The organism is Yersinia sp. 2542 StPb PI, from assembly GCF_048593855.1.
Lineage (GTDB): Bacteria > Pseudomonadota > Gammaproteobacteria > Enterobacterales > Enterobacteriaceae > Yersinia > Yersinia enterocolitica_E.
The window spans coordinates 1-23,504 of the sequence record NZ_JAZGQA010000020.1 but is presented as its reverse complement, the minus strand read 5'-3'; the positions used below and the strand labels follow the sequence as shown (position 1 = coordinate 23,504).

Below are 23,504 nucleotides of genomic sequence, written 5' to 3'. Positions count from 1 at the left end.
TATTGAGTTACCCGGTTAAGTCTTATCGAGGAATGTGGTATGCGGGTTCTGGTTGTGGAAGATAATGCTTTATTGCGTCACCATCTTACGGTGCAAATGCGTGAAATGGGCCATCAGGTTGATGCGGCGGAAGATGCTAAAGAAGCAGACTATTTCTTGCAAGAGCATGCCCCGGATATCGCGATTATTGATCTCGGCCTTCCCGGGGAAGATGGCTTAAGTCTTATTCGTCGCTGGCGCAGTCATCAAACAAACTTACCTATTCTGGTGCTCACGGCACGGGAAAGCTGGCAAGATAAAGTCGCCGTGCTGGAAGCAGGTGCCGACGATTACGTGACTAAGCCCTTTCATCTCGAAGAAGTCATCGCACGGATGCAGGCGTTGATGCGCCGCAATATTGGTTTAGCATCTCAGGTAATTGAATTCCCTCCGTTTCAGATTGACCTCTCGCGCCGAGAGTTGTGTGTCAATCAGCAACAGATTAAACTGACAGCCTTTGAATACACTATCATCGAGACCCTTATTCGTAATGCCGGTAAAGTGGTCAGCAAAGATACGCTCATGCTGCAACTCTATCCTGATGCAGAACTACGTGAGAGCCACACCATCGATGTATTAATGGGCCGTTTGCGTAAAAAGCTACTGGCAGAACATGAAGGCGAAGTGATTACGACCATCCGAGGTCAGGGATACCGTTTTGACGCCAGCTAGACACTATGTTCAGGAAAAATAGCAAACCGTTCTCTCTTCGTGCGCGTTTTCTTATGGCGACAGCAGGTGTCATTTTAGCGCTGTCGTTATCTTATGGCATGGTTGCCGTGGTTGGGTACATTGTCAGCTTTGATAAAAATACCTTCAGCGCCCATCGCGGTGAAAGTAACTTATTTTTCAGTTTGGCTCAGTGGCATGATAATAAACTGAGTATTTCGGTTCCCCCTGAACTTGAACTGAACATCCCAACATTGGTGCTGATTTATGACAAAGACGGCAATATTTTGTGGCGTCAGCGCCATGTGCCCGAGCTTGAGTCTCATATCGAAAAAAGTTGGTTACAAAAACCCGGCTTCTACGAGCTGGATACCGGGACACACATCAGTAGCATGATGTTGGGTGATAACCCCAAAGCCCAAGACCAGCTCAAAAAATATGACGATACTGATAACAGCGCCCTAACGCACTCCATCTCCGTCAATACTTATCCTGCGACCTCACGCTTACCACAGCTCACCATTGTGGTCGTAGATACTATCCCGCAGGAGTTACAACGTTCTGACTTGGTGTGGAACTGGTTTAGCTATGTGTTACTGGCTAATTTGCTGTTAGTGGTTCCCTTACTGTGGCTGGCGGCCTACTGGAGCCTGCGGCCAATTAAAGCACTGGTCAGTCAGATCAGTCAGTTGGAAAAAGGTGAACGCGAACAACTGGATGAAAATCCACCGCGTGAATTGCAGAGCTTAGTTCGAAACCTCAATATTCTGCTCACCAATGAGCGTCAACGTTATACCAAGTATCGCACAACCTTGTCGGATCTCACCCACAGCCTTAAGACCCCACTGGCGGTATTACAGACCACCCTGCGTTCTTTACGTACCGGCAAGCAGACGACCATCGAAGAGGTCGAACCTATCATGCTAGAGCAGATAAGCCGTATCTCTCAGCAAATTGGCTATTACCTGCACCGCGCCAGTATGCGTTCCGAACATAATGTACTGGTCCGGGAAATCCACTCGGTACCGGCGCTGTTAGACAGCTTGTGCAGTGCACTGAATAAAGTCTATCAGCGTAAAGGGGTAGTACTGACGCTGGATATCTCACCTGAAGTCACCTTCCTTGGTGATAAAAATGACTTTATGGAAGTGATGGGCAACGTACTGGATAACGCTTGCAAGTATTGTCTTGAATTCGTTGAAATTACCGCCCTACACTCTGAAAAACAGCTAACTATTGTGGTAGATGATGATGGACCGGGTATTCCTGAAAGTAAGCGGTTGCTGATTTTCCAGCGCGGCCAGCGAGTTGATACTTTGCGCCCTGGACAAGGGCTGGGGCTATCCGTGGCCGCCGAAATTATTGAACAGTATCAAGGTGAGATTTCCATCACTGAAAGCCCCTTGGGTGGAGCCAAAATGATGGTGACTTTTGGCCAGCAACATGATTATCACGATGATTAACAAAATTTGCCTGCCAGCCCCTGATACTAAAGGCTGGCTTCCGTTATAATCACAAGCAAATTCCCTCCTATTCTGGAATAAACATGGATTACCAACTCTGTCTCGATTGGCCTGACTTTCTGCAACGTTACTGGCAGAAACGCCCCGTTATCCTCAAACGCGGTTTTAAAAACTTTATAGACCCGCTCTCGCCGGATGAACTTGCTGGGCTAGCTATGGAAAATGAAGTCGACAGCCGCTTGGTAAGCCATGAAGATGGTCGTTGGCAAGTGAGTCACGGCCCGTTTGAGAGTTTTGATCACTTAGGTGAAACCAACTGGTCGCTGCTGGTTCAAGCTGTTGACCATTGGCATGAGCCTGCCGCTGCATTAATGCGCCCCTTCCGCCAACTATCTGACTGGCGTATGGATGATTTGATGATCTCCTTCTCCGTACCCGGTGGCGGTGTTGGCCCACACTTTGATCAATATGATGTCTTTATCATTCAGGGGACTGGCCGCCGCCGCTGGCGAGTGGGTGAAAATACTGAAATGAAGCAGCATTGCCCACACCCTGACTTGCTACAAGTCGCTCCCTTTGATGCCATCATTGATGAGGAAATGGAGCCGGGCGATATTCTCTACATTCCACCGGGTTTCCCCCATGAAGGCTATGCACTTGAAAATGCATTGAATTATTCAGTAGGTTTCCGCGCGCCAAATGGCCGTGAATTAGTCAGTGGTTTTGCCGATTATATCCTTTCGCGTGAATTGGGGAGCTACCGTTACAGTGATCCTGATTTGCAACTGCGTGACCAGCCAGCAGATATTTTGCCACATGAAGTCGATAAGCTGCGGGCAATGATGTTGGATTTACTCCAGCAACCCGAGCATTTCCAAAACTGGTTTGGTGAGTTTACTTCTCAATCACGTCATGAGCTGGATGTTGCACCACCTGAACCACCTTATCAGGCCAGTGAGATCTATGATTTGCTACAACAAGGTGAGGCATTACGCCGCCTTAGTGGCCTGCGCGCTTTACGTATTGGTGATAGCTGCTTTGTTAACGGTGAACTGATTGATACGCCGCATATGAGTGCTGCCAATGCTTTGTGTCAACATTTCAGTGTGGATGCTCAACAACTTGGTAATGCATTGGAAGACCCGGCGTTCCTGGCACTGCTGGCGGAACTGGTTAATAGCGGTTATTGGTATTTCAACGACTAATCTCTGTGATATATGATACAAAACGCCCCATTTACGGGGCGTTTGTTATAGGCTGTTAAGCAGGTAGCAGGCAATTTATGACGCTTTAGCTCGTGCTGCGGTTAGTTCAGAAATCCGCATGATTACTGCAACCGCCTTCTCCATCCCTTCCAGCGTAATAAATTCATGTTTACCATGATAATTATAGCCACCAGTAAAGATATTGGGACAAGGTAATCCGAGGAAAGATAACTGCGCGCCATCAGTGCCTCCCCGTATTGGCTTCATGACGGGCGCGATATCGCAATCACGCATCGCCTGCTGTGCTAACTCGATGATATGCGGGTGCTTGATTATATGTTCACGCATATTGTAATAACTGTCATCCATAACGATTTCGATGTAGCAGTCACGATGCAAACCTTTACCAACCCGCTTAGCAATATCCACCATATTCTTCTTACGGGCTTCAAAACCATCACGGTTGAAATCACGTACTATATAGTGCATTTCTGCCCGCTCGACAGTGCCTTTAATACTTTGCAGATGATAAAAGCCCTCGTAACCATCTGTACATTCAGGAGTTTCATTCGCAGGAAGTTCCTGATGGAAACGGGTCGCCAGTGATAACGCATTTACCATTACCCCTTTGGCACTGCCTGGGTGGACATTATTACCGACAATCTTGATCGTTACTGACGCCGCATTAAAGTTTTCAAACTCTAACTCGCCAACACCACCACCATCAACGGTATAAGCCCACTGGGCATCAAACTCGTCCACATTAAAGAAGCGTGCACCTTTGCCAACCTCTTCATCGGGAGTGAATGCAATGCGGATATCGCCGTGAGGCACATTACTGTGCTTTAACCGCACCATTGCAGTAATAATTTCGGCAATACCGGCTTTATCATCGGCCCCCAGCAAGGTTTTACCATCAGTGGTAATTAATGTGTGGCCGAGTAGCTGGTGTAATACCGGAAACATGACTGGTGACAACACCTCGTCGCCTATCCCCAAGGCAATATCCCCACCACGGTAACTTTCTACAATCTGTGGATTAACATTTTTGCCCGAAAAATCAGGTGACGTATCGAGATGTGCAATAAAACCAATAGTGGGGACCGGCCAAGAGACATTTGCAGGTAATGTTGCCATTACACAACTGTGATCACTCAAGGTAACCTGAGAAAACCCCAGCGCCTGCAACTCATGCTGTAATGCCAGCGCAAGCTTGTGCTGCCCCTCAGTGCTCGGCACGGATTTTACATTGGCTTTTGCTTGTGTATCAAAAGAGACATAGTTGAAAAAGCGGTCGAGTAATTTGTCCATGGTTCCCACCCTCATAATAGTGAATATCATTATGGGGAAGTGATCGTGATCAAATATTGCGTCAAGTCAGCTTTAGGCAAACTTAAGCCAGAATAATAAGGTGGGATGCTAAAACCCCGCAGGGTGATTTATTCATCAACCCGCAGGGACTATCGTTTATTTATACGCCATTTTGGCTAATTACTGCTATCACCCTGACGATTCTCGCCCCGGGTAGTCAAAAACTCACGCACATATTCAGGTACTACTTTACTGGCCAAACCATAATGTTTTTCATCAAACTGGCTTTCTACCTGACTGGGTTCCAGATTCAATTCAACGGTATGAGCTCCGTGCAAACGTGACTCATGGACAAACCCAGCCGCTGGATAGACGTGGCCTGAAGTTCCTATCGAGATAAAGAAATCAGCCTCAGCCAGCGCCTGATAGATATCATCCATCCCCATCGGCATTTCACCAAACCACACAATATGAGGTCGCAAAGGGGATGGGAACTGGCAGCAATGACAACGCTCGTCAGCCGAGAGATCTCCCGGCCAATCTAATACCTGGCCAGACTGCGTGCAACGCACCTTCAGCAATTCACCGTGCATATGGATAACACGCTTACTACCTGCCCTTTCATGCAAATTATCAATATTCTGGGTAATCAGAACAAAGTTATCACCCAGCACCGCTTCCAAATCTGCCAGCGCCTGATGCGCCGCATTGGGTGCAATTTCTGGCTGCTGCAATTGACGGCGACGAGCATTATAAAAAGCTTGAACTAACTCAGGGTCGCGACGATACCCTTCCGGCGTTGCAACATCTTCCACCTGATGCTCTTCCCATAGGCCATCTGCGGCACGGAAAGTACGGATACCTGACTCAGCAGAAATCCCCGCACCGGTAAGCACCACCACAAACGGTTTCTTCATTTCTGATGTAGCAGCACTGTCCCGATGAAAGATACGGGAACGAAAACGTTGATGCCGCAAATGCTTATTCTTGCGAAACCGACATAGCCGATGGCGAATACGCATAACTTTTGCCTCTATATTGGATATCGTTATTGTTTGTGACGACTCTATAGCTTGTGACGACTATTATTCACTCAAATGCAGAAACGCAGCGCCACGAACGCCGCCCGCATCACCATAACGCGCTTTTTCAATGCGTGGCAATCGCGCCACTCGCAATAAATGCTGGGGTAAGCGTTTTGGTAGTTCCTGATAAATCTTGTCAAAATTAGATAGCCCGCCACCAATGACAACCAGATGTGGATCAAGCATCGTCAATAAATTACCCAAACATACCGCCAGCACATCCATAAAGCGCTCAATATGGGCTACTGCTTTAGGCTCGCCAGCATTATAGTTGGCGATAATCTCAGTTGCGGGCAGCGATTGTTGGTTAAAGTGCTTATACATCCATTCAAAACCACGCCCTGAGATATAATTCTCTATGCAACCGTTATGGCCGCAACCACAGGGTACGCGCGGAATATCTGCGCCTAAAATATCCAACGCATCTACCGGTAACCGAAAGTGGCCGAATTCGCCGGTAATATGATTCCGCCCGCTAACAATACTGCCATTAACAATCAGGCCACCGCCAACACCGGTGCCAAGAATTAGCCCCAGAACGGTTGGATAAGTGCGAAATTCAGGATCCCACGCTTCGGACAGCGCAAAACAGTTAGCATCGTTATCGATTCGAACTTCACGCTCAATCAGGCGGGAAAGATCACCCTGCAATAATTGCCCCATGGCCGATGGCACATTGGCCGTAAATACTGTGCCATCATCGGCATTGGGTAAACCGGGAATACCAATACCCACACTGCCTTTAACACCACAATATGCATCAGCTTCCAGCGTTAAATCACGCAAAGTTTGCAGTAACTGCTGATAATCTTCACGGGGCGTTGGGACTCGTTTATGCCAGATTCGTTGCAGATTGGCATCAAAAACGCCTAACTCAATCTTGGTGCCGCCCATATCAAAACCGTAATACATAGAATTGTCCTTATATACCCTAAATAATTCGAGCTGTAGGAAGACGGCAACTGAATAAGTCCCAGGCGCTTACTGAAGCAAGTGACTGGGGGTAAACGAAAGCAGCCAACGCAGATGCGGCTTGAAGTATAACGGGGGTAATTATTGCCCGCTTAATACCCGAGCCGGATCAATACGACTTGCGCGACGTGCAGGATACCAACTGGCAATTAAACTCAGCACCAGCGCGGTGGCTAATACGCAGGCCACATCAAACCAGTGCAATTCTGACGGCAGGAAATCAATGAAATAGATATCGCCAGACAAGAATTGATGGCCAATCAGCCGCTCCAGCCCACGGATAATGTTGGTCAATTGCATCGAGACAATCACCCCCACTATCACCCCGCTGATACTGCCGATAAGTCCGGCTAATAAGCCATACCAGATAAAGATTGCACGGATCAGACCATCTTTGGCCCCTAATGTGCGTAACACGGCTATATCGCTACTTTTATCTTTAACAGCCATAACCAGGGTGGACACAATATTAAAACTGGCAACACCTATCACCAGCACCATGGCCAAGTACATGATGGTACGAATCATCTGGATATCGCGGTACATATAGCCATAAGTGCCAATCCAACTGCTGATATAAACATACGCATTGCTCACTTCACCGGCACTTCGCACCAGTTTGTTCGCGTTGTATACATCATTGACCTTGATGGCTATACCAGTGACACTGTCACCCATTTCCAAATATTGCTGGGCATCAGCTAAAGGAACCAGTGCCAGACTGTGATCCAACTGGCCACTGAGCTGAAAAACACCGGCGACCTGTAAGCGAATACGCTTAGGTTGCAGCAGTTTCATTTCAGGATCACTATTCGGGATCATTACTGTCAGCCATGACCCCTGTTTCACACCTAATGCGTCAGCCAGACCTTTACCTAAAATAATCTGCTGCTGACCCGCTTTGAAATTATCCCAAGCATGATCAAGCACAAAGCTGGGTAATGCGCTAAGGCGCTGTTCTGCCTGCGGATCAACACCTTTAACCTGTACTGCACGCAGTTGTGTGGCATTTTCAATCAGGCCGGTGAAATTGATATAAGGGGCGGCCGCTACGATACCGGGCACTTTTTCAATACGTTGTAGAGTTTGCGGCCAGCCACTGAACGGCTGATTAACCACCGCAATTTCGCCGTGTGGTACCACGGCCAAAATGCGATCTTTCAGCTCACGTTCGAAGCCATTCATCGCACTTAGACCCACGATCAATACTGCAACACCCAAGGCGATACCCAAGGTAGATATCACTGAAATTAATGACACCATACCGCCACGACGGCGGCCACGGCTAAACCGTAAGCCGATTAAGAGTGAAAGTGGCGACACACCCATTACTCAGCCCCCACCAGTGTCAAGTGTTGCTGTAGCTGGCCATCGCGCATTTCCAACTGGCGGCTCATACGTTTTGCTAACTGCAAATCGTGGGTTACCACTAAAAATGCCGTCCCCTGGCGAACATTCAATTCACCTAACAGATTAAAGATGCTGTCAGCATTACGTTGGTCCAGGTTACCGGTCGGTTCATCTGCCAAAACCAGTGACGGGTTGTTCACCAGCGAACGGGCAATCGCCACCCGCTGACGCTCACCACCAGACAACTCAGACGGCCGATGTTTGCTCCGTTTTTCCAACCCTACCGCGGTCAACATCGCCCGGGCTTTATCCTGCGCCTCTGCGGGTTTGGCTCCACCGATTAACAGTGGCATTGCGACATTCTCCAATGCGGTGAAATCAGGCAGTAAATGGTGGAATTGATAGATAAAACCTAACTCTCGGTTACGTAATTCCGCTTTCGCGGTGGAAGAGAGCTGATTCAGTGAACGGCCCTGATAAATAACCTCGCCGGAGGTTGGGGAATCCAGACCACCCAGCAGATGCAATAAGGTACTTTTACCTGAACCGGAACTGCCGACAATCGCCATCAACTCACCAGCTTCGATAGTGAACGACACATTACGCAATACGTCAGTGTGCAATTGCCCTTCCTGATAGCGTTTGCACAAATCTAAACACTGTAATAATGGATGGTTACTCATAGCGTAAAGCCTCGGCAGGTTGTGCGGCGGCAGCGCGCCAGGAAGGATAAAGCGTGGACAACAAGGCAATCGCCATCGCCAACAGAGCAATCACGGCGACCTGTACCGGGTTAATTTCCACCGGCAAGGTGGCACCATCAATCAATAAACCGAGAATCGGGATAATCGTGTTCAATTGGCTGGCGAGTAAAATACCCAGCCCGGCACCAAGTAATGCGCCAATTACCCCAGCGGTAGCCCCCTGCACCATAAAGACCAGCATAATTTGACGGCGGCTCAATCCTTGAGTTTGCAAAATGGCCACTTCGCCCTGTTTTTCCATCACTAACAGACCCAGTGAGGTAATAATATTGAAGGCTGCGACGGCAATAATCAGGCTAAGTAGCAACCCCATCATATTTTTTTCCATACGCACCGCCTGGAACAGCTCACCTTTACGCTCACGCCAATCTTTCCATACCGTGCCTTCTGGCAACACCTGTTGGCTCAGGCTATCAACGGACAGCGGTTGTGCAAGGAATAGACGCCAGCCGGTAATATTGCCCGCGGGATAACGCATCAGACGTGATGCATCCTGCTGATTAACCAGCATTTGGTAGCCATCCACCTCACTGTCTGCGGCGAATGTTCCAATGATATTAAACAGCCGTTGGCTAGGAATGCGCCCCATTGGCGTGAACTGACTGGCACTAGGGACCATCAAACGCAATGTTTCACCACGTTTAACACCCAACTGGCCCGCCAGTTTTTCGCCCAGGATAATATTGTAACTCCCCGGCTGTAAATCCTTCAGGTGCACGTTAACCAAATAATCGGCCAGTGGTTCATGACGCTCGGGATCAACACCCAGCATCACACCTGCCGCCAAATTACGTGCACTCTGCAACACCACATCAGCAGTGGTCAGCGGCACAATATCGGTAACGCCAGCCAGTGATTTCAATGCTGAGGCGGGGATTTTGTTCGGGTCGAGAGAACCTTGTGGCGTGGTAATCAGCGCCTGCGGCATCAGCCCCAAAATATTATTCTGCAAATCACGCTCAAAACCATTCATCACCGACAGTACCGTGATCAGCGCCATCACGCCAAGCGTGATGCCAATAGTAGAAAGCCATGAGACAAACCGACCGAAGCGGTCAGATGCACGCCCGCGCATGTAACGCAGACCAATAAATAGTGCGACAGGTTGATACATGAAATCTGTTTAGATCCTGTTGCTAAAGCAAAGTGATCGAGGATAATAAAGGGTACTACGCCTTTATGGAACCATTAACCGCCTATATCCTTCATATTTCAAGTTACAGGTGTGTTGGCCGCGCTCGTTTACCCGAATCACTTACTTTAGTAAGCTCATCGGGATTTCTCGCTTGCCGCCTTCCTGCATCTTGAGATCTATTGGATATATCTCTGGCTTTTATTCCAAATCAGGGTGCCAGTCTGTGGCTATGCCCCCTCACGTGCTAGGATAGCCGCCGAGATAATTTGTCATCTGTTGTGCTGATACTGTCCTGCTGAACGGCAACATGGGTTAACGCTATCCCTGTTACTTGGTCATGCCGGTAGGCGGCACCCAAGTAAAAAGTCGGTAAGCAACCGATTTGAATAGCATTTATGCTAGCCCATAGGGTGAAGGCTCATTAATACTCAAGCGCTTAGATAACTAAGTGATTGGGGTGAGCAAGGGCAGCCAACACCTCTGCCTCTTGAAGGGCGGCGGGTATACAAACTAAGAGACTGTTTAACTGCTTATGTCCCAACAATATCGTTATTCATTGCCGCAGCGGCCTGGTGATACCCGTCAATTAGGTCAGTTGACTGGCTCAGCCTGCGCGGTGGAATGTGCGGAAATCATTGAGCGCCATGATGGCCCGGTAATGTTAATTACCCCTGACATGCAAACGGCCCTGCGCCTGCGTGATGAGGTGCAACAATTCTCACTCCGCCCAGTAAGCACCCTATCCGATTGGGAAACACTGCCTTACGACAGTTTTTCGCCGCATCAGGATATTATTTCAGCACGCCTTTCGTGTTTGTATCATCTGCCCACGATGGATCGCGGTGTTATTATTCTCCCGATTAATACCCTGATGCAACGCGTATGCCCGCATGAATTCCTACACGGCCATGCGCTGGTGATGAAAAAAGGCCAGCATCTGTCGCGTGATAAACTACGCGCGCAACTTGAGCAGGCAGGATACCGCAGTGTTGATCAGGTAATGGAACATGGTGAATTTGCGACCCGTGGGGCATTGCTTGATTTGTATCCAATGGGCAGCGAAGAGCCGTATCGAATTGATTTCTTTGATGATGACATTGACAGTCTGCGCGTGTTTGATGTTGATTCGCAGCGCACGCTGTCTGAAGTTGAACAGATAAACCTCCTGCCTGCGCATGAATTTCCGATAGACAAAACCGCAATCGAGTTATTCCGTAGCCAATGGCGTGAACAATTTGAAGTTCGCCGCGACGCTGAACACATCTATCAGCAAGTGAGTAAAGGCATCTGGCCTGCGGGTATCGAATATTGGCAACCCTTGTTCTTTAGCCAACCGTTGCCCTCACTGTTCAGTTATTTACCTGAAAATACCTTATTGGTGAATACCGGCGATCTGGAAGGTTCCGCTGAGCGTTTCTGGCTAGATGTGAATCAGCGCTTTGAAAGCCGCCGTGTTGACCCAATGCGCCCATTGCTGGCACCCGATACGCTCTGGTTACGGGTTGATTCGCTGTTCACTGAGCTAAAAAAGTGGCCTCGGCTCCAGTTCAAGACAGATCCACTGCCGACTAAAGCTGCCAATACCAATTTGCACTATCAGCCCCTGCCTGATGTGGCTGTGCAAGCACAGCAAAAAGCGCCATTGGATAACCTGCGCCGCTTTATCGAAACATTCAGTGGCAGCATCGTGTTTTCAGTCGAAAGCGAAGGCCGACGAGAAACGCTACAAGACCTGTTGGCCCGGATAAAAATCAGCCCGAGCCTGATTACAGCGTTACCACAAGCGGCGGCTCCCGGTCATTATCTGATGATCGGCGCCAGTGAACGCGGCTTCCTCGATACAGATAAACAATTAGCGCTGATTTGTGAAAGTGACCTACTTGGCGAGCGCGTCAGCCGCCGTCGGCAGGATAATCGGCGTACCATCAATACCGATACCCTAATCCGCAACCTGGCCGAGCTGCGCCCCGGCCAGCCAGTGGTTCATCTGGAACATGGCGTGGGCCGCTATCTGGGCTTAACCACGCTCGAAGCTGGCGGCATCAAAGCTGAATACCTAATACTGACCTACGCCGGTGAAGATAAGTTGTATGTGCCAGTCTCATCTTTGCATCTGATTAGCCGTTATTCCGGCGGTGCTGATGAAAATGCGCCACTGCATAAACTGGGCGGAGAAGCCTGGGGGCGGGCACGACAAAAAGCGGCCGAGAAAGTGCGAGACGTGGCAGCCGAACTGCTGGATATCTATGCCCAGCGCGCCGCCAAGTCTGGCTTTAAATTCAAACATGACCACGAGCAATACCAGTTATTTTGCCAAAGCTTCCCGTTTGAAACCACGCCAGATCAGGAACAGGCCATTAATGCGGTTCTCAGCGATATGTGTCGGCCGCTGGCGATGGATCGCCTGGTATGTGGCGATGTTGGTTTCGGTAAAACCGAAGTAGCAATGCGTGCTGCGTTCCTCGCGGTTGCCAATAATAAGCAAGTAGCCGTATTGGTCCCCACTACACTACTTGCCCAACAGCATTTCGATAACTTCCGTGATCGCTTCGCCACTTGGCCGGTCAGGATAGAAATGATGTCCCGCTTCCGCAGTGCCAAAGAGCAGCAAGTGATTCTGGAGCAAGCCGCTGAAGGTAAAGTCGATATCATTATCGGCACCCATAAGTTGCTGCAAAGTGACCTGCGCTGGCAAGATCTCGGCCTGCTGATTGTCGATGAAGAGCATCGTTTCGGTGTTCGTCATAAAGAGCGGATCAAAGCGATGCGTGCCGATGTGGATATTCTGACCCTAACAGCCACACCGATTCCGCGTACCTTGAATATGGCGATGAGCGGCATGCGCGACTTGTCGATTATTGCCACCCCACCGGCGCGGCGCCTGGCAGTGAAAACCTTTGTACGGGAGTACGACAGCCTGGTTATTCGCGAAGCCATCCTGCGTGAGGTTTTGCGCGGTGGGCAGGTTTATTACCTGTACAACGATGTGGAAAATATTGAGAAGGCCACACAACGTCTGGCGGAGCTGGTTCCTGAGGCACGCATCGCTATCGGTCACGGCCAGATGCGTGAACGGGATCTGGAGCGGGTGATGAATGATTTCCATCATCAGCGTTTCAACGTTTTGGTCTGTACCACCATTATCGAAACAGGTATTGATATTCCTAGCGCCAATACCATTATCATCGAGCGCGCTGATCACTTTGGCCTGGCGCAGCTACACCAATTGCGCGGCCGGGTTGGGCGTTCACATCATCAAGCTTATGCTTACCTACTGACGCCGAATCCGAAAGCGATGACCACGGACGCTAAAAAGCGGCTGGAAGCGATTGCCTCACTGGAAGATCTTGGTGCCGGCTTTGCGCTGGCAACCCATGATCTGGAGATTCGCGGCGCGGGTGAACTGTTAGGTGAAGACCAAAGCGGCCAGATGACCACCATTGGCTTCTCACTCTATATGGAGCTGCTGGAAAGCGCGGTTGATGCTTTGAAAGAAGGCAGAGAGCCATCTCTGGAAGATTTGACCAGCAATCAAACTGAAATTGAATTGCGCATGCCGGTGCTGCTGCCAGAAGATTTCATTCCAGATGTGAATGTTCGGCTTTCATTCTATAAGCGTATCGCCAGTGCCCGCAATGAGACGGAACTTGATGAGCTAAAAGTGGAGTTAATCGATCGTTTTGGCAAACTGCCCGATCCAGCACGTTATCTGTTGCACACCGCAGAGTTACGCCAGCAGGCACAAAAATTGGGCATCAAACGAATTGAAGGTAATGAGCGCGGTGGCTTTATTGAATTTAGTGATAAGAACAAAGTCGATCCTGTCTATCTGATTGGGCTATTACAGCGCCAGCCACAGATATACCGCCTGGAAGGGCCAACCAAGTTGAAGTTTATGCAGGATTTAACTGATCGTTCACAGCGACTGAAATTTATCAGTGAGTTGTTGGCCGCCTTTGCACAGCATCGGGTAGGTTAATCAGCGAGTTAATGCGGGTTTCTCAGCAATGAGAGACCCGCGTTAATGCTAATGCCACTCGCTTAAATTTTTGCCGGGTTTGCGGCAAAAACATGTTCTGTTTAAACGATCAGAATTAGCACTAAATCGCGGGTTCTTGGTACCAGGTCTTGGACAACAGATTTTGTATTATGCTCGGTCGTTCAGTATTAGTTGACCATTTTTATCGATCGGGATCTGCGTACCTGGATCACGATCCATACGAATTTTTCCCTGCTGATCACCAATTTTGTAGGTTACGTCATATCCCAGCATTTTTTGTGACTTGTCATAGACAGTCTGGCAACGCTGTTGAGTGGTGGTATAGGTATCACTTTCTTGCATATTACTTTGCACACGGTTACCGGCATATCCGCCAGCCAATGCACCGGCAACAGTAGCGATATCCTTACCTCGCCCGCCCCCAACCTGATGTCCCAGAACCCCACCCGCTACAGCACCTAACACTGATCCTGCAATCTGATTCTCATCTTGCACTGGTTTACGGTGAGTGACCGTTACATTACGACATTCCTGTCGAGGCGTTTTGACCGTCTCTTTAATCGGTGTCGCCGCAATAACTTGTGCATATTGCGGCGCGCCAGAGAAAACATTCATACTCGCAACTGCGGCAATTCCCAGAGCGGCCGCAATACCGATACCCACGCCTGCTAACATTGATTTGTTCACAGGAAATCCTCCTGAAAGTGTTACCACGCATCTTCTGCCCCAGAATTCCAGCGTAAAAACAGAAAATCTGACAGTTTCCGACACCAAAGGCTGTCTCTGATTAGCGGAATACGGCGTGCGTGACTCGCCGTCTGTAAACACCATGGAGTCTGCACAAAGTCGTTTGAGCTAGCAATAAGACAAATGGACTAAAAACCCAGATAATAGGTGTAAATGAATATGTTTAGGAGGAATCCGACTGTGGGTATTTGCGACTGCGAAATTTTATGCTGCAAATTTTACATTACGGGCGAACACTTTTAGCGTTAAGTGCCTGAGATTGAGCAAACAAAAACCGCCACCTTTTATTAACGGCAGCGGTTTGTTTAAGTGAGAAGGCGATTAGTGTAACTTCAAGCGCGGGCGAATAACCCGATTAATCCCACCCACCAGCATCATCAGGCCAGTCTTGGTATAACCATGTAATGCCACCTGGTGCATACGATACAGTGAGATATACACCACACGAGCAACACGCCCTTCGACCATCATTGAACCGCGCATCAGGTTGCCCATTAGGCTACCCACAGTGCTGAACTTCGACAGAGAAACCAGTGAACCGTGGTCTTTATAGATATACGGCTTCAACGGCTGCTCATTAAGCAACGCCAGAATATTGCTGTAGCAACGGCTGGCCATCTGGTGAGCCGACTGCGCGCGCGGGGGAACAAAACCGCCACTTGCCTGCGGGCAAGAAGCACAGTCACCAATAGCAAAGATATTCGCATCACGCGTCGTTTGCAGTGTTGGTTCCACCACCAACTGATTAATACGGTTGGTTTCCAGCCCAGCGATATCTTTCATAAAGTCCGGTGCTTTGATCCCCGCCGCCCACACCATCAGGTCAGCGTTAATAAACTCACCCTCTTTGGTGTTCAGACCTTTTTCGTCCGCACTGGTCACCATGGTTTTGGTCAGCACGCGCACGCCGAGTTTAATCAATTCCTGATGCGCGGCCGCTGAAATGCGCGGGGGTAATGCGGGTAGAATCCGCTCGCCAGCTTCCACCAGCGTCACATTCAGTGCTTGATTGTCCAAGCCCTCAAAACCGTAGCTATGCAGTTGTTTCACCGCATTGTGCAGTTCTGCAGAGAGTTCCACACCGGTAGCCCCCCCACCAACGATCGCAATGTTAACTTTCCCTTTTTCACCCGGTTGCGCTGAATATTTCAGGAACAGGTTCAGCATTTCATTATGGAAACGGTGTGCCTGATGCGGGTTATCAAGGAAAATGCAGTTCTCTTTTACGCCTGGCGTACCAAAATCGTTAGAGGTACTGCCTAAGGCCATGACCAGAATGTCATAGGTCAATTCACGTTGGGTCACCAGCACATCACCGTGTTCATCGCAAATCTCAGCCAAACTGAGGGTTTTGGTTTCACGGTTAATGTCAGTTAAGGAACCTAACTGGAAGTTAAAGTGGTGGTTACGCGCATGAGCCAGATAGCTCAACGCATCGACGCCATCATCAAGAGAACCCGTGGCTACTTCGTGTAACAGCGGTTTCCACAGATGGCTGTGGTTGCGATCAACCAGAACGATATCCGCTTTCTTGCTGCGGCCCAGCTTATGGCCCAGACTCGTCGCCAGCTCAAGACCGCCGGCACCACCACCAATAATAACGATTTTCTTCTTCGGCGTTGTCAAAATGACCCCCTAAATGTGAACCAATTGTTAGCTAAGGGTAAAAGAATAATATCCTTAGATAACATAGGGTTCGCTGATGCTAAATCAATAATCTGTAGCCAGAATATCATGCAGGGTTATTTGGTCATACCAAAATTGATATATATCAACTTTTTTTGATTAAAGTGACAGCATAGAGAATCTTTCTGGAATAGGATTCAAATAGTTAGCGTTTAGTCACAGTTTAGAATTTTTCTATTTGCAGCGAGGAAAAATCTTATTTTGCCGTTTTTAAGCAACAAAACGGCCTGGATAAAGGATTTAAACTCCCTTTCCCAAACCGGTTAGCAGAACGTTATAGGCTTTACAATTAACCAATCTTTAACAAACCGACTGTTTTAAGCTCAGCAGTCACTTTACGCTAGCCAAGAGTTTTAAAGGCTTTAATGCGCTGAAGATGGGGTGAAAGATCCTTAAACTTGTGGTTTTGTTTCTCGTCCCAAACAATTTCATAATAAGGATGTAGGTCACCCGCAGTTCGCTGGCTATCAAGCATTTCATCATGACGAGACAACACCACCAGGCAACGATCGCGATTTTTCTCGCGAAAGTCATTAATACACTTGCTGGCGATATCAACATACTCTTCTGGGCGGTCGATTTTACCGCCCATATTGTCCTGCGGATACAGATTCGGGTTGAAAGCAACCTGGCGGATACCGCACAGGAAACCAATGCGCTCGGCCCAAAACCCGCCTAAACCAACACCACAAATCAGTGGTTTGACATCACCACCCTGCTGAATGGCTTTATCCACTTCTTTCAGTAAATGCTGCATATCATGTCGAGGATGCAAGGTGCTGTAACTGATAAAACGCACATCTGGATCGATAAATTGCAGTTGCAGGACTTTCTCGTGATTACCAGGGCTATTGGAATCAAAACCATGTAAATAGACGATCATATTTATCCTCGCGACTTATACTTGTCATACGTCAAGCTGCATGTGCGTTGGCTACACTCACTACTCGGCCCATCCGTGAGCCTCACCTCGTTGAGGCCGCTGCAACTCGAATTATTTAGAGTATTAACTTATTTCAATTGGCTCTTATGTGCATCCCAACGTTCGCTGAGTGCAGTTAATGCCTTATTCGCCTGTTGCCAGCGTGATGACCCCATCAATGATTGACGCTCAAACTGCCCAGAATGATACAAGCGCGCAACCTGATCCGCTTTGACCGGAGACAGGTTATCTAGCACGCTGATGGCACCCTGGCGGTTATTACACACCAAAATCATATCGCAACCGGCATCCAGCGAAGCCTGCCCGCGCTCGGCGTAACTGCCCATTATCGCAGCACCTTCCATCGATAAATCATCTGAGAAGATAATGCCATCAAAACCTAATTCCTGGCGCAATATCTGCTGGAGCCAATACGCCGAGCCACTGGCCGGGCGCGCATCAGCTTCAGTATAAATCACGTGAGCAGGCATGATGGCATCCAGCAGTCGCCGCTCGATCAACTCGCGAAATATAACCATATCATGAGTGCGGATTTCTGCCAGTGGTCGATTATCATGTGGCGTCTCCTTATGGGAGTCGGCGGTGACCGCACCATGACCGGGGAAATGCTTACCGGTGGTCTTCATCCCGGCACTAGTCATGCCTCGGATAAAGCATTCCGCCATTGCCAGAGCCTGTTGTGGCTCGCTGTGGAAAGAGCGCTCACCAATAGCGGCGCTAACATGGCCGATATCCAGTACCGGCGCAAAACTGATATCGATATCCATCGCTATCATCTCGGCCGCCATCAGCCAACCGGCCTCTTGCGCCAGCTTAGCTGCCGTAGTTGCATCATTAATAGCGGCAAACGACTGGGCCGCAGGCAGGCGAGTAAAGCCATCACGAAAACGCTGCACCCGGCCCCCTTCCTGGTCAACGGCCACCACCAGACGCTCACGAGAGGCCGCCCTGATTTGACGAACCAGCTCACGCAACTGTTCCGCATCATGAAAGTTACGGCTGAACAAAATCAGACCGCCCACCAGTGGGTGTTTTAAAATCTCACGCTCTTCAGCATCCAGCTCATAGCTGGCGACGTCTAACATTACTGGTCCCACAACAACCTCACTTCATTCAATAAAATACCCCTCGGACGGGGTCGCCACAGGGGGTCGATTTGCCTGGCTGCTACGCCAATTTCTTTGGGTAACGCTACGAATTAAAACGATAAATTAAACTGCTGGCGCAGTGGCGACGCCCATTGTAAAAATGTCTCATCACCCGTTTGCTGCCAGCGCACCTCAAACCACATCAGCATCAGGTAATCAATCCACGGTAACCAGCGCTGTATCTGCTGTGATAAGCGTTTGATGTCAGGGTATCCCTGCTCACTCGCGCAGTAGTGCTGTAAAAAGGCATGTTGTTGTGGCAATAACCAGTTATTGCTGCGAAACAGCGCCGCAATATCCAATGCGATATCCCCATCGGCAGCATATTCCCAATCAATCAGTTTCAGCCCGGTTGGGGTCATTAACACATTGCCGGGATGGACATCCATATGCAACGGCGCCAACTTAATAGGCTGCGGTAGCGGGCGGCGCAGAAAGTCATGTTGGCGGCGCAACCAGGCAGGTGAGCGGCGCGTTGAGTCAATCAATTGCCCATAGCGGGTTAACTGACGGCGCAAGTCGAGACGGTAGCCGCTGATGGGCAGATGATGCAGGCGGGCCAATAACTGTGGCAACTGCCCATTATCTGATAATTCAATAAATTGCTCATTAGTGACAACGTCACCTTCAAGCCAATTAACCACTAACCAGTGCTGATCGGCGGCAATAATAGCCGGTGAGAAATGCTGATTTGCCACGTGTCGTAACAGTTTTCGTTCCCGCCGCCGATTCACCCCCAACTGACGTTTGGCTAGTGATTGTTGACGTGCCAACCAGTCAATATTGGGTGCTGTAATGCGCCAGCTTTCACCGGTTAGCCCCGCGACCGGACTAAAGTGATAATCGGCGATTTTCATCGCCGGATTTATGCTGTCAATGAATGCATACAGAGAGAGATCAGCGCTGAACCGGGCCATTACCTGACCAAATGATTTCGCCTGATTGTGCCTGCATCAATTGCATTTCAATGGTTGGCGACTTCACATCACCACTCACATCGCTGTACAGCACATATTGAGCGCCGACATAGCGGGCCAAACCAATCGCTTTGCTGCGCGACCCCAGGCTATCTTCTTCCGAAAGCCCCAGCGTTTGCTTAGCAACGGCTAATTGTTGCGGCGAGATCAAAACAAACTTTTTATTCGCCGCTAGCACTTGATGTAATGCGGCGGTGGCTTTCGCCGTTTGCAATGCACCATTGGTGTTGTTTTTAACGCTATCCAATAGCAGAATGCTGCCATTCGCCACTTCGTTGTTATTCACCATTTTCGCCACCAACGGCTCGACACTGATAGCCCAATCGATAGATTGCACTTTCGGTGGCTGCGGCACGGTGTCTACCGGCGGAGGTGTCTCAACGACAGGGGGTGTTACCGGTTCAATGGTGACGGGCGGCGTCGTTGGTGCAACAGGCGTCCGGGACGGACAACCGGTCAGCACTAACGCTGCCAAAACCACAAATAAATACCTTTTCATTGCCCTACTCCAATTGTGAAAATCAATCGGTTATAAAAATAAATGAAGGCGTGCACTGCGCGCATTAAAATTATTATTAACTGACTGAATAGTGACATCGTCCCCTGGTGCTATCATCACAAAACGCGGCGCTTCCAGCGGCGGCACATCTAAGCCCTGGGTATCATACCAATAAAAACGGTAGTTGATTCTTACCGGCTTATTCTGGCTATTCGTGATAACTGAACGCGCAACATTATTGCCAGAAGAGAGTGATACTGTGGGTTGAGAAGCCAAAATACCTGCCGTCAAAACCGACGAATCCATTACCACGGTTTGCTGTTTATTTACTGCAATCCCTTTCGGGTTGCTGCACCCCAATAATGTCGCGATACACGCCGACACCATCACCGGTAATAAAAACGCCTTAACACGGCGCATAGGCTTACCTCATTTAGACTCAATCATTATGTCGCTATTGATGCAGCATCATTATTTATGTGACAACAATGAACCCAGATCACGACCACCAACCAGGTGCATATGAATATGATAGACCACTTGCCCGGCATGTTGGTTACAGTTGATGATCAGGCGATAGCCCTCTTCGGCAATACCTTCTTGTTGTGCAAGTTTAGCCGCTACGGTAATCATACGACCCAGTGTGGCTTCATGTTCTGCGGTGACATCATTCACAGTTGGAATAAGAATGTTGGGAATGATTAAGATATGGGTGGGTGCCTGTGGGGCAATATCACGAAACGCCGTCACCAGCTCATCCTGGTAGACCACGTCGGCAGGAATTTCACGGCGGATAATTTTGCTGAAAATCGTTTCTTCGGCCATTACGCATTTCCTTTATCATTATAAAACGGAGAATGCGTAGTATGAGCGACAAATTCTATTGATTTCAACCTCAATAATCAGCCTCTGGCATAAGCCGCCGCTTTTTCAAACAAAGCGGGCTCTGGGCGAATCCCCGTATACAGCACAAATTGCTCAACCGCCTGAATAGCAAATACTTCTGCGCCAGTAATAACGGTTTTCTGCTGTGCTTTAGCGTAACGGATAAGTGGGGTGACTGCCGGCAGTGCCACCACATCAAAAATGATATCCGCACTATCTATTTCACCCTGAGTAAATGCCAGAGCATCGGCATCCTTCCCCCCCAACATCCCCACCGGGGTAGCATTAATCAACACATTAGCCCGAACGTCCTGCATATCAGGGCGATAAATATAACCTGATTGATCCGCTAACTGCTTACCTGTCACTTCATTTGTCGCAATGATATAACCCTGCTTAAAACCTGCATTTTTTAATGCAAAAGCCACTGCTTTTGCCATGCCACCACTGCCACGTAAAGCAAAAACCTGCTTTGATGACACCTGATATGTCGCAAGCAACATGGCGATGGCGATATAGTCGGTGTTGTACGCCTTAAGGTAGCCTGCGGTATTGACCAGAGTATTTACTGAGTTAATAGCTTTAGCTGATGGGTCCATCTCATCCACCAGCGGAATCACCGCCTCTTTAAAGGGCATTGAGATGGCACAACCACGAAATCCCAGCGCCCGCACACCACCGATGGCGGCAACAAGATCAGTGGTAGTAAAAGCCTTATACAGATAATCGAGGTCTAAGGCATCGTACAAAAAGTTGTGAAAACGGGTACCAAAGTTACTGGGTCTGGCCGCCAGAGAAATACACACTTGGGTGTCTTTATTTAAATACCGGGTCATCTTCTCACCTTAAATAGTCATTACGCCCTGCCCGCACAAGCTTTTCATGCCGAAGGACGGTGGGCGATAAGCCCTTGCTGTACTAAAATTATCAGCTAAAAAGGTGATATTAAAAACTGCTGAGATTCATTCAATAGAGATCCTCTTTTATGGTCAGTCGACGTCTTGAGCAACAATATTTACGCTTACTGGACGTGGTTGGAGTGCAACAGGTTACGATTACACTGCAAGAATTAGCCGACAAGCTTAGCTGCACTAAGCGCCATATGCGGACATTGCTGGTTAAAATGCAACAGGCTGGCGGGTTTTATGGCAGTCAGAAGCTGGCCGTGGTCGCCGTTCACATTTACAACTATTGCGGAACACTCATCAACTATTGATTGAAAAAGCGGAACAGTTATTGGATTCAGGCGATTTCAACGCGACCATTGCGCTACTGGGAGAAGATAAATAGGTGGTGCGCCGGTCACGGTATACCGTGAATTACGCCGTCTGCGGGATAAGGAGCTGCGTTTATTCCCAGAGATATCACCGGCGCAGGTTGCCGCTGACGAGGGTAACTGGGCGGGTTATACCCTCGCGCAAGGCGGCCCGCTAGTCGCCCGTAAAGATTTGCGCGTAAGGCTCAATTACGACATCACTGAGAATGGCAACGATTACGGGGATAACATCAGCCGGATCACTGGCGTCTTTGCCCCTGAATCGGGTTCTAATTCAATTATCTATACCCGCACCACCACTTACAAGATTGTTCCTAAAATCAAAGCTGACGCGGATTTTTCTGTTGACGTTCAGGGCGGCCCGCCGCCCCTTGGAGTTCTGTCAATAACTGTACGCGGTAGCGATACTCAACCGGCAAAATCGGTTGAAAGCACCCCGCCAGGCGCAGAATTTAGTTATCCAAAACTGCCCAAAAACGCCACGGTTAAACAGATAAAACGTTATCACCAACAAACCGGCCAGCTTTTTGAGGATATGGGCCATAAGGAACGGCGAGAACTGGCCGAACGTATCCGCAATGAAGGTAATCAAGGTAGAAAAACGCCTGATAATAGCCAGGTGAAAAAAGCAGACATAGCGGCTCAGTATCAGCCTATCGGTGAGTTAGCAGATCAGGCGCTGAGTTTCCTACGAAAAATCGGCATAGAGCCGGAGTTGTGGGAATTGCGGGCGCTGGTTATGGGGGGTAAGGTAGATTTTGGGGAGGGGTTTAAATTCTATTACAGATATAGCAAGTTAATGATTAACTAATAAGCATAGCTGCATCCCAATCAGTGAGATGCAGCTATGCTATGTTACATTTAGGGATTTAACTGACTAAATGCGTTTGCATATGGAATGGCTTTTGCTTTAAACCTGCTCTCATAAATCTGAATCTAATATAGCCAGAAATATTATCCTCATGTGAGGATAAGAAAAGCTGTCTATTTTTTAGTTCACTACGCAATAAGTCGCTTAATGATGCCACATTAATATCATCAAGTGATTGTGCCGGGTCATCAATTAATACAAATGGCGATTGTGCATAAACTTTATTTAATGATAGGAAAAAGGCCAAACTTAAAGCTGATAATTGCCCAGAACTCATTGAAAGTGTTGCATCATGCTCGGATTGTTCCGCTGTACAAAAACGAAGTTTCGTTCCGTCACCATAATCAATAAATAGTCCTAATCCGCGTTGATAACTTTGAATCAATCTTCCACTATATATATGAAATGTCAGTTCTATATCAGATATTGTATTCATAGAGTAAGTTTTATTTAAACTCGTCAGATTTTCTTTAAGCTTA

General features: G+C 48.6%; 21 protein-coding genes and 1 pseudogene. 6 read left to right on the top strand and 16 right to left on the bottom strand.

The features are described 5' to 3' along the window. The first annotated feature begins 39 nt into the window (after positions 1–39). The 3 genes from phoP (at position 40) to V1952_RS04700 (ending at position 3,376) form a co-directional block, all read left to right on the top strand. Positions 40–711, top strand: a complete 672-nt coding sequence (gene phoP / locus V1952_RS04710; protein ID WP_042569971.1) for a two-component system response regulator PhoP — start codon at positions 40–42, stop codon at positions 709–711. 5 nt (positions 712–716) lie between these two features. Further along, positions 717–2,171, top strand: a complete 1,455-nt coding sequence (gene phoQ / locus V1952_RS04705) for a two-component system sensor histidine kinase PhoQ (RefSeq protein ID WP_372559249.1) — start codon at positions 717–719, stop codon at positions 2,169–2,171. 83 nt (positions 2,172–2,254) lie between these two features. Then, entirely contained in the window at positions 2,255–3,376 is a 1,122-nt protein-coding gene (locus V1952_RS04700) for a JmjC domain-containing protein (RefSeq protein WP_420074382.1), read from the top strand. Between the two features lie 75 nt (positions 3,377–3,451). Here V1952_RS04700 and pepT read toward each other — a convergent pair whose 3' ends face one another. From pepT to lolC, 6 genes are all read right to left on the bottom strand, one after another. Then, positions 3,452–4,687 carry a peptidase T gene (gene pepT, locus V1952_RS04695; protein ID WP_372559251.1) on the bottom strand — a complete coding sequence of 412 codons (1,236 nt, stop codon included), beginning with the start codon at positions 4,685–4,687 and terminating at the stop codon, positions 3,452–3,454. Between the two features lie 176 nt (positions 4,688–4,863). Beyond that, a complete protein-coding gene (gene cobB, locus V1952_RS04690) occupies positions 4,864–5,709 on the bottom strand; it encodes a Sir2 family NAD+-dependent deacetylase (protein ID WP_372559252.1) in 846 nt (281 codons plus the stop codon). 63 nt (positions 5,710–5,772) lie between these two features. Beyond that, positions 5,773–6,684 (bottom strand): N-acetylglucosamine kinase, encoded by a 912-nt coding sequence (gene nagK / locus V1952_RS04685; RefSeq protein ID WP_420074381.1) that lies wholly within the window; start codon positions 6,682–6,684, stop codon positions 5,773–5,775. Positions 6,685–6,825: 141 nt separating this feature from the next. Further along, a complete protein-coding gene (lolE, locus tag V1952_RS04680) occupies positions 6,826–8,073 on the bottom strand; it encodes a lipoprotein-releasing ABC transporter permease subunit LolE (RefSeq protein ID WP_372559254.1) in 1,248 nt (415 codons plus the stop codon). Then, positions 8,073–8,777 (bottom strand): lipoprotein-releasing ABC transporter ATP-binding protein LolD, encoded by a 705-nt coding sequence (gene lolD, locus V1952_RS04675; protein ID WP_083158541.1) that lies wholly within the window; start codon positions 8,775–8,777, stop codon positions 8,073–8,075. Before lolD ends, lolE begins: the two co-directional genes overlap by 1 nt. Beyond that, a complete protein-coding gene (gene lolC, locus V1952_RS04670) occupies positions 8,770–9,972 on the bottom strand; it encodes a lipoprotein-releasing ABC transporter permease subunit LolC (RefSeq protein ID WP_372559256.1) in 1,203 nt (400 codons plus the stop codon). Before lolC ends, lolD begins: the two co-directional genes overlap by 8 nt. A gap of 553 nt (positions 9,973–10,525) precedes the next feature. Here lolC and mfd point away from each other — a divergent pair. After that, positions 10,526–13,972, top strand: a complete 3,447-nt coding sequence (gene mfd, locus V1952_RS04665) for a transcription-repair coupling factor (protein WP_420074380.1) — start codon at positions 10,526–10,528, stop codon at positions 13,970–13,972. A 168-nt stretch (positions 13,973–14,140) separates the two neighbouring features. Here the strand turns inward: mfd and V1952_RS04660 are convergent, their stop codons facing one another. The 9 genes from V1952_RS04660 to V1952_RS04620 all read right to left on the bottom strand — a co-directional run bounded on the left by V1952_RS04660 (position 14,141) and on the right by V1952_RS04620 (position 21,714). Next, entirely contained in the window at positions 14,141–14,680 is a 540-nt protein-coding gene (locus tag V1952_RS04660) for a glycine zipper 2TM domain-containing protein (RefSeq protein WP_372559258.1), read from the bottom strand. Positions 14,681–15,061: 381 nt separating this feature from the next. Further along, positions 15,062–16,366 carry an NAD(P)/FAD-dependent oxidoreductase gene (locus tag V1952_RS04655; RefSeq protein ID WP_083158537.1) on the bottom strand — a complete coding sequence of 435 codons (1,305 nt, stop codon included), beginning with the start codon at positions 16,364–16,366 and terminating at the stop codon, positions 15,062–15,064. Positions 16,367–16,766: 400 nt separating this feature from the next. Then, entirely contained in the window at positions 16,767–17,309 is a 543-nt protein-coding gene (ycfP, locus tag V1952_RS04650) for an alpha/beta hydrolase YcfP (protein WP_083158536.1), read from the bottom strand. Positions 17,310–17,437: 128 nt separating this feature from the next. Continuing rightward, a complete protein-coding gene (gene nagZ, locus V1952_RS04645) occupies positions 17,438–18,454 on the bottom strand; it encodes a beta-N-acetylhexosaminidase (RefSeq protein ID WP_372559259.1) in 1,017 nt (338 codons plus the stop codon). A gap of 113 nt (positions 18,455–18,567) precedes the next feature. Then, complete coding sequence (thiK, locus tag V1952_RS04640; RefSeq protein ID WP_372559913.1) at positions 18,568–19,374, bottom strand: thiamine kinase; 807 nt, start codon at positions 19,372–19,374, stop codon at positions 18,568–18,570. Positions 19,375–19,414: 40 nt separating this feature from the next. After that, the gene (gene lpoB / locus V1952_RS04635) at positions 19,415–19,993 is read right to left on the bottom strand and encodes a penicillin-binding protein activator LpoB (RefSeq protein ID WP_372559260.1); all 579 of its coding nucleotides are present in this window, start codon (positions 19,991–19,993) and stop codon (positions 19,415–19,417) included. Between the two features lie 30 nt (positions 19,994–20,023). Continuing rightward, a complete protein-coding gene (locus tag V1952_RS04630; RefSeq protein WP_372559261.1) occupies positions 20,024–20,413 on the bottom strand; it encodes a YcfL family protein in 390 nt (129 codons plus the stop codon). Between the two features lie 51 nt (positions 20,414–20,464). Beyond that, positions 20,465–20,818, bottom strand: coding sequence for a purine nucleoside phosphoramidase (hinT, locus tag V1952_RS04625; RefSeq protein ID WP_372559262.1), 354 nt, complete (start codon positions 20,816–20,818; stop codon positions 20,465–20,467). Between the two features lie 77 nt (positions 20,819–20,895). After that, positions 20,896–21,714 carry a shikimate 5-dehydrogenase gene (locus tag V1952_RS04620; protein WP_372559263.1) on the bottom strand — a complete coding sequence of 273 codons (819 nt, stop codon included), beginning with the start codon at positions 21,712–21,714 and terminating at the stop codon, positions 20,896–20,898. A 149-nt stretch (positions 21,715–21,863) separates the two neighbouring features. On the opposite strand from V1952_RS04620, the pseudogene V1952_RS04615 reads away from it, so the two are divergent. Both V1952_RS04615 and V1952_RS04610 read left to right on the top strand, forming a co-directional pair. Continuing rightward, positions 21,864–22,165, top strand: a pseudogene (locus V1952_RS04615) (SgrR family transcriptional regulator); the annotation flags it as partial. 161 nt (positions 22,166–22,326) lie between these two features. Next, a complete protein-coding gene (locus V1952_RS04610) occupies positions 22,327–22,965 on the top strand; it encodes a hypothetical protein (protein ID WP_420074379.1) in 639 nt (212 codons plus the stop codon). Between the two features lie 58 nt (positions 22,966–23,023). Here the strand turns inward: V1952_RS04610 and V1952_RS04605 are convergent. Then, on the bottom strand, positions 23,024–23,504 hold a 481-nt coding region (locus tag V1952_RS04605), incomplete at its 5' end, for a hypothetical protein (protein ID WP_420074378.1).